A 2311-nucleotide genomic window follows, 5' to 3' on the forward strand; every position below is an offset into this window, starting at 1 on the left:
CCCACACCCACACCCGTCCACCCCACCCCCCCCTCTCCCAAAGCACAACCCCCACAACGCACACCTACCCCAACACGGCCGTCGCCGGCGCCAGATGTATATCAGACACCGCACCGGCGCCGCAGTCCCCGCATCCTGCAGCACCGTCTCGCACGCGAAGGCCGCTACCAGCGAACGGATCCCGGCTCGCCGGAGCCGGCCACGCCGGCCTGCGAAAACGTCGACATGGACGCCAGCGCGGCCACCGCGGCCCGCAGCACCGGCAGCGCGACCGCCGCGCCGCTGCCCTCGCCCAACCGCATCCGCAGGTCCACGATCGGTTCCAGGTCCAGCCGGGACAACGCCAGCGCGTGCGCCGGCTCGGGGGAGCGGTGCCCGGCCTGCCACCAGGCGCGGGCCCCCGGCGCCAGCCGGTCGGCGACCAGCGCGGCGGCGCTCACCGCCAGCCCGTCCAGCAGCAGCGGGGTGCGCCGCACCGCGGCCTGCGCGCAAAATCCCGCCATCGCGGCCAGGTCGGCGCCGCCGCAACAGCGCAGCAACGCCACCGGATCGGTGCGCACCGGGCGCGCCCGGAACAGCGCGTCGCGCACCGCCGCGGTTTTACGGGCCCAGCCGGCGTCGTCGACGCCGGTGCCGTAGCCGACCACCGCCACCGGTTCGGTGTCGGTCAGCGCGGCCACCAAAACCGCTGCCACGGTGGAGTTTCCGATGCCCATGTCGCCGGCGATGAGCAGGTCGGCGCCGGCGTCGACCTCCTCGTCGGCGATCCGCTGGCCGGCCGCGATCGCGGCGGCGGTCTGCTCGGCGGTCAGCGCATCCTCGACCGCGATGTTGCCGCTGCCGCGCCGCACCTTGTGCGCGCCAACGGGTTCGGAGAATTCCTCGGCGTCCACGCTCAGGTCGGCGACCCGCACGGTGGCCCCGGCGACGTCGGCGAGCGCGTTGATCGCCGCGCCGCCGGCGGCGATGTTGGTGACCATCTGGGCGGTCACCGCGGCCGGATACGCCGACACCCCGGACCCGGCGACACCGTGATCCCCGGCGAACACCACCACCCGGGCCCGGTCGAACTGATGCGGCGGGCACTGCCCCTGACACGACGCCACCCACACCGACAGCTCCTCGAGGCGGCCCAGCGCCCCCGGCGGTTTGGTGAGCAGGTCCTGGCGGGCGCGCGCGGCGGCGGCGACGTCGGGCTCGGGCGGTGGCACCGGCGCGAACGTGGCGCCGGCGTTACTCAACCTTCTCGCCGCGGTTGACCTGCGGCCGGGGCGCCCGCATCCGGCGCAGCTGCGAGGCCCGGCCCGCGGCGTAAAGCCCCAGCTTCCACCGGCTTTCGACATTGTCGGGGAACTTGGCGTCGGCCAGCCGGTTGACCTTGCGGGCCAGGATGACCGCGTCGACGGCCATCACCGCCATCAGCACCAGCATCGCGGGGTACAGGTAAAACTGCAGCTGAACCACCGCCATGCTGATGAACAGCAGCCCCAGCGCCGACGGCATGAACAAGCCCAGCACGTTGCGGCGCGCATCCACCACGTCGCGGGCGAACCGGCGCACCGGGCCCTGATCGCGGGGCAGCAGGTAGGCCTCGTCGCCGGCCATCATCTTCTCCCGGCGTTCGGTCATCCGCTCGCGGCGCTCGGCCTTTTGGAGCCGGCGTTCCTCGCGGCTCAGCTTCGGGCCGGCCATCGCCTTGCGGCGGGCGCGGGCCTCGGCGGCGGTCATCGGGGCCGGGGCGATCGGGCCGCGGCGCTTGGCGGCCTCGCTGCGCTTGGGGGTGGGCCGGCCCTTGGGCGCGGTGGTGCGCGACCCGGCGGTCTCGGTGACCGGCGCGGCGTCCTCGCCGGCCGATTCGGCGTCGGCGGCCTCCTCCGGGGCGGTGACCTCTTTCTTGCGTCCCAGCAACTTCACAGTGGCCAGGTTACTTCGCCGGCGTGGTTCCCCGGCGGGCAGCTGGGCGGGCTCGCTACCGTTTGGGCTATGAGCGGCCCCCCGGTTTCCCCGGCGTCGGAGCCCCCGGTCGAGACCCGGACCGCGGAGCCGACCACCCTGCGGGTGCTGATCGCCCCGGACAGCTACGGCGAGAGCCTGACCGCGGTGCAGGCCGCGGCGGCGATCGCGGCCGGCTGGCACCGCAGCCGGCCCGGGGACCGGCTCACCATCGCCCCGCAATCCGACGGCGGGCCGGGTTTCGTCGCGGTGCTGGCCAGCCAGCTCGGGGAGCTGCGCCAGGCGCGGGTGGCCGGGCCGCTGGACGGCGACGTCGACGCGCAGTGGGTGCTCGACGCCGAGGCCGGCACCGGTTACC

General features: G+C 74.8%; 3 protein-coding genes. 1 reads left to right on the forward strand and 2 read right to left on the reverse strand.

The window, feature by feature from the left end:
• Window positions 1–164 precede the first annotated feature (164 nt).
• Both cobT and BKN37_RS26900 read right to left on the reverse strand, forming a co-directional pair.
• Complete coding sequence (gene cobT, locus BKN37_RS26895) at window positions 165–1241, reverse strand: nicotinate-nucleotide--dimethylbenzimidazole phosphoribosyltransferase (protein WP_071030324.1); 1077 nt, start codon at window positions 1239–1241, stop codon at window positions 165–167.
• The gene (locus tag BKN37_RS26900) at window positions 1234–1914 is read right to left on the reverse strand and encodes a DUF3043 domain-containing protein (protein WP_071030328.1); all 681 of its coding nucleotides are present in this window, start codon (window positions 1912–1914) and stop codon (window positions 1234–1236) included. The genes cobT and BKN37_RS26900 overlap by 8 nt, the downstream gene beginning before the upstream one ends.
• A 138-nt stretch (window positions 1915–2052) precedes the next feature.
• On the opposite strand from BKN37_RS26900, the gene BKN37_RS26905 reads away from it, so the two are divergent.
• Window positions 2053–2311, forward strand: a 259-nt coding sequence (locus BKN37_RS26905) for a glycerate kinase (RefSeq protein ID WP_242657380.1), incomplete at its 3' end; no start/stop codon positions are given.

Origin of the sequence: Mycobacterium talmoniae (genome assembly GCF_001854525.1) — a bacterium.
GTDB lineage: Bacteria > Actinomycetota > Actinomycetes > Mycobacteriales > Mycobacteriaceae > Mycobacterium > Mycobacterium talmoniae.